Origin of the sequence: Phocaeicola sp. ICN-14070 (genome assembly GCF_037892625.1) — a bacterium.
GTDB lineage: Bacteria > Bacteroidota > Bacteroidia > Bacteroidales > Bacteroidaceae > Phocaeicola > Phocaeicola plebeius.
On record NZ_JBBKBF010000111.1, the window covers coordinates 1 to 5,427 of the forward strand.

General features: G+C 49.9%; 2 tRNA genes and 2 rRNA genes. All 4 read right to left on the reverse strand.

The annotated features are described in order from the left end of the window. Positions 1–55: 55 nt before the first annotated feature. The 4 genes from WKT20_RS17435 to WKT20_RS17450 all read right to left on the reverse strand — a co-directional run bounded on the left by WKT20_RS17435 (position 56) and on the right by WKT20_RS17450 (position 4,924). Positions 56–2,937: ribosomal RNA gene (locus WKT20_RS17435) — 23S ribosomal RNA — on the reverse strand. Positions 2,938–3,045: 108 nt separating this feature from the next. Then, positions 3,046–3,119: transfer RNA gene (locus WKT20_RS17440), tRNA-Ala, on the reverse strand. Between the two features lie 83 nt (positions 3,120–3,202). Continuing rightward, positions 3,203–3,276 (reverse strand) — tRNA-Ile (locus tag WKT20_RS17445). 120 nt (positions 3,277–3,396) lie between these two features. Continuing rightward, a 16S ribosomal RNA gene (locus WKT20_RS17450) occupies positions 3,397–4,924 on the reverse strand. Together the 16S and 23S rRNA genes with 2 tRNA genes alongside form the textbook arrangement of a ribosomal RNA operon. Between the last annotated feature and the right edge of the window lie 503 nt (positions 4,925–5,427).

Consider the following 5,427-nt stretch of genomic DNA (forward strand, 5'->3'; position numbering starts at 1 on the left):
TTCATGCTAAACGTATATATCATCCTTTCGATGACTTCCATCCGCTCCGCGCGGATAAGGAAAGCTGACGGGCAATTAGTAATGCTCGGCTTTGCTGTCTCCAGCTTTACACCTGCATCCTATCAACGTTGTCGTCTTCAACGACCCTGAGAAATCTAATCTTGTGGCCGGCTTCGCACTTAGATGCTTTCAGCGCTTATCCGATCCCGACTTAGATACCCGGCGATGCGCCTGGCGGCACAACCGGTAAACCAGAGGTCAGTCCAACACGGTCCTCTCGTACTAGTGTCAGAGCCACGCAAATTTCATACGCCCACGATAGATAGAGACCGAACTGTCTCACGACGTTCTGAACCCAGCTCGCGTGCCACTTTAATGGGCGAACAGCCCAACCCTTGGGACCTTCTCCAGCCCCAGGATGTGACGAGCCGACATCGAGGTGCCAAACCACTCCGTCGATATGAGCTCTTGGGAGGGATCAGCCTGTTATCCCCGGAGTACCTTTTATCCTTTGAGCGATGTCCCTTCCATACGGAAACACCGGATCACTATGCTCTAGTTTCCTACCTGCTCGACTTGTCTGTCTCCCAGTCAAGCGCCCTTTTGCCATTACACTCTGCGGACGGTTACCGATCGTCCTGAGGGCACCTTTAGAAGCCTCCGTTACGCTTTTGGAGGCGACCACCCCAGTCAAACTACCCACCAAGCAATGTCCTTCAAACCGAAGTTAGAACTCAAACAAACGAAGGGTCGTATTTCAACAGCGGCTCCACAAACACTGGCGTGCCTGCTTCAAAGCCTCCGACCTATCCTACACATCGCGTGCCCAAATTCAATGCTAAGCTATAGTAAAGGTTCACGGGGTCTTTTCGTCCCATCGCGGGTAATCGGCATCTTCACCGATACTACAATTTCACTGAGCTCACGGTTGAGACAGCGTCCAGATCATTACACCATTCGTGCAGGTCGGAACTTACCCGACAAGGAATTTCGCTACCTTAGGACCGTTATAGTTACGGCCGCCGTTTACTGGGGCTTCAATTCAATGCTTCTCTTGCGATGACATCTCCTCTTAACCTTCCAGCACCGGGCAGGTGTCAGGCTGTATACGTCTACTTTCATATTGGCACAGCCCTGTGTTTTTGTTAAACAGTTGCCTGGACCTATTCTCTGCGCCCTCCCATTTCTGGGTAGGGACCCTTTATCCCGAAGTTACAGGGTCAGTTTGCCTAGTTCCTTAACCGTGATTCACTCAAGCGCCTTAGTATATTCAACCCGACTACGTGTGTCCGTTTGCGGTACGGGTACCTCTGAAGTTATGTTTAGCGGATTTTCTAGGCAGTCTGCTTACCCGCACTATTGGATTGTCCCGAAGGACGTTCCATACTGTCAAGTTCGACTCTTTCCGTGGATTTGCCTGCGGAAATCGACGTCTACACTCTTTAACCGGCTATTCCGTCAGCCGGCGGCGGTGTCACTACTGCGTCCCCACGTCACCCTCAAAGGTAGTAACGGAATATTAACCGTTTCTGCCATCGGTCTCGCCGTTCGGCTGAACCTTAGGACCCGACTTACCCTGATCCGATTAGCGTTGATCAGGAAACCTTAGTCTTTCGGCGAGGGGGTTTCTCACCCCCTTTATCGTTACTTATACCTACATTTGCTTTTCCATACGCTCCAGAATGGCTCACGCCACGCCTTCAACGCCGAATGGAATGCTCCCCTACCAATCATTGCTGATTCTATAGCTTCGGCAGACAACTTGATACCCGATTATTATCCACGCCCGATTCCTCGACTAGTGAGCTGTTACGCACTCTTTAAATGAATGGCTGCTTCCAAGCCAACATCCTAGCTGTCTTAGCAATCAGACTTCGTTAGTTTAACTTAGCTGTCATTTCGGGGCCTTAGCTGATAGTCCGGATTCTTCTCCTCTCGGGCACGGACCTTAGCACCCATGCCCTCACTCCCGCGGTAAAACTGATGCGCATTCGGAGTTTGTCAGGACTTGATAGGCGGTGAAGCCCTCGCATCCAATCAGTCGCTCTACCTCACATCAGTAACCCGCGAGGCTGCACCTAAATGCATTTCGGGGAGTACGAGCTATCTCCAAGTTTGATTAGCCTTTCACCCCTACCCTCAGCTCATCCAGAAGCTTTTCAACGCTTATTGGTGCGGACCTCCATCTGGTGTTACCCAGACTTCATCCTGGCCAAGGGTAGATCACTTGGTTTCGCGTCTACCGCATCTGACTTGACGCCCTGTTCAGACTCGCTTTCGCTTCGGCTGCAGGCCTCATGACCCTTAACCTTGCCAAATACGGTAACTCGTAGGTTCATTATGCAAAAGGCACGCCGTCACACTTTCGTGCTCCGACCGCTTGTAGGCGCACGGTTTCAGGTACTATTTCACTCTTCTGTTCGAAGTGCTTTTCACCTTTCCCTCACGGTACTGGTTCGCTATCGGTCTCTCGGGAGTATTTAGCCTTACCGGATGGTCCCGGCAGATTCACGCAGAATTCCTCGTGTTCCGCGCTACTCAGGATACCACTATGCTTCGTCTTGCTTCGAATACCGGACTGTCACCGTCTATGGTCAGTCTTTCCAGGCTGTTCTTCTCACAAGATTTCTTGCAACGCCGTGGTCCTACAACCCCACACATGCCGTAACATGTGTGGTTTGGGCTCTTCCCCGTTCGCTCGCCACTACTGGGGGAATCATTGTTATTTTCTTTTCCTGCAGGTACTAAGATGTTTCAGTTCCCTGCGTTAGCTCCTTACTATGTAAGGTGATATCCCTTCAGGATATCGGGTTGTCCCATTCGGAGATTCACGGATCAAAGGTTATTTGCACCTCCCCGTGACTTATCGCAGCTTATCACGTCCTTCATCGCCTCCGAGAGCCAAGGCATCCGCCATGCGCCCTTTCCTACTTTCCTTATCACGTGCACGCGCATCTTACGATGCGTGCGGGATGATATATACTTTTAGCTTTCGTACTAAAATTACTTTTGCTTGTTACATCATGTCATAGACCGTTTTTATTGTGGAGAATAACGGATTCGAACCGTTGACCCCCTGCGTGCAAAGCAGGTGCTCTAGCCAGCTGAGCTAATCCCCCGTTTTTTTGCGGCTGCAAAGGTAAGCATTTTCCTTCGTTCCTGCAAAATTTCAAGGAAGTTTTTTCCCTTTCTTCCTTTCGGGTAGTCCCAGGCAGAGTTGAACTGCCGACCTCTACATTATCAGTGTAGCGCTCTAACCAACTGAGCTATAGGACTAGCTTTGTGATTCAGTTCAACCTCGTCTGTACCGACTCGGCTTCATCTTTCTCTCTTTATTTCGTTAAACAAACTCATCTGCAGTACAAGTGGAAACCAACCTTTTCGGTTTCGCTCCAGAAAGGAGGTGTTCCAGCCGCACCTTCCGGTACGGCTACCTTGTTACGACTTAGCCCCAATTACCAGTTTTACCCTAGGGCGCTCCTTGCGGTTACGCACTTCAGGTACCCCCGGCTTTCATGGCTTGACGGGCGGTGTGTACAAGGCCCGGGAACGTATTCACCGCGCCGTGGCTGATGCGCGATTACTAGCGAATCCAGCTTCGTGGAGTCGGGTTGCAGACTCCAGTCCGAACTGAGAGCGGCTTTAGGGATTGGCATCCTGTCGCCAGGTAGCTGCCTTCTGTACCGCCCATTGTAACACGTGTGTAGCCCCGGACGTAAGGGCCGTGCTGATTTGACGTCATCCCCACCTTCCTCACATCTTACGATGGCAGTCCCGCCAGAGTCCTCAGCTTTAACTGTTAGTAACTGGCGGCGAGGGTTGCGCTCGTTATGGCACTTAAGCCGACACCTCACGGCACGAGCTGACGACAACCATGCAGCACCTTCACAAAGGTCCGAAGACTAACCTGTTTCCAGATTATTCCTTTGCAATTTAAGCCCGGGTAAGGTTCCTCGCGTATCATCGAATTAAACCACATGTTCCTCCGCTTGTGCGGGCCCCCGTCAATTCCTTTGAGTTTCACCGTTGCCGGCGTACTCCCCAGGTGGGATACTTAACGCTTTCGCTAAGCCGCTGACCGTATATCGCCAACAGCGAGTATCCATCGTTTACCGTGTGGACTACCAGGGTATCTAATCCTGTTTGATACCCACACTTTCGAGCATGAACGTCAGTTACGGCTTAGTGTGCTGCCTTCGCAATCGGAGTTCTTCGTGATATCTAAGCATTTCACCGCTACACCACGAATTCCGCACACCTCAACCGCACTCAAGGACGCCAGTATCAACTGCAATTTTAAGGTTGAGCCCCAAACTTTCACAGCTGACTTAACGACCCGTCTGCGCTCCCTTTAAACCCAATAAATCCGGATAACGCTCGCATCCTCCGTATTACCGCGGCTGCTGGCACGGAGTTAGCCGATGCTTATTCATAAGGTACATACAAGCTCCCACACGTGGGAGGTTTTATTCCCTTATAAAAGAAGTTTACAATCCGTAGGACCTTCATCCTTCACGCTACTTGGCTGGTTCAGACTCTCGTCCATTGACCAATATTCCTCACTGCTGCCTCCCGTAGGAGTTTGGACCGTGTCTCAGTTCCAATGTGGGGGACCTTCCTCTCAGAACCCCTATCCATCGTAGGCTAGGTGGGCCGTTACCCCGCCTACTACCTAATGGAACGCATCCCCATCGTACACCGATAAATCTTTAATCTTAATTACATGTGTGCTTAAGATACCATCAGGTATTAATCTTTCTTTCGAAAGGCTATCCCTGAGTGTACGGAAGGTTGGATACGTGTTACTCACCCGTGCGCCGGTCGCCATCAATTGAAGCAAGCTTCAATCATGCTGCCCCTCGACTTGCATGTGTTAAGCCTGTAGCTAGCGTTCATCCTGAGCCAGGATCAAACTCTTCATTGTAAAATATTTTTACTACCCTTTCGGGCATGTTTTGTCTCTGTTCAGGAAACCGATTTTTTCATTTTCCTTGTTTCCAAGGGTTATTGACGGTTGTCTTCCGTTCATCCCATATATACATTATATATAGGACTACTTCTTGTACTACATCCTAGTCTGTTTATCTAAAGTCTTTCAAAGAACTATCTTTTCTCAAGCTCCCGTTTCAGCGGGAAAGCGTTTGCAAAGGTAAGGCGTTTTTTCGTAACCTCCAAATTTTTTCAAAGTTTTTTTTGAAAAAATTTTTCAGAAGGTTTTCAGAAGGCGTGCGGCTTATCCTTTCTCGCTCCCTTGCACATCCGCAAGGTAAGATACTCGGTGCAGCATCCGGCACTCTCTTCCATAGCCTCAGCTTTACTCAGTCTGTCATCTTCAGCGGCTCTCCCTCTCGAAAGCGGTTGCAAAGGTACAGACTTTTTCCTTTTCTGCAACTTTTACCACACACTTTTTTGCAATATTTTTTCAGG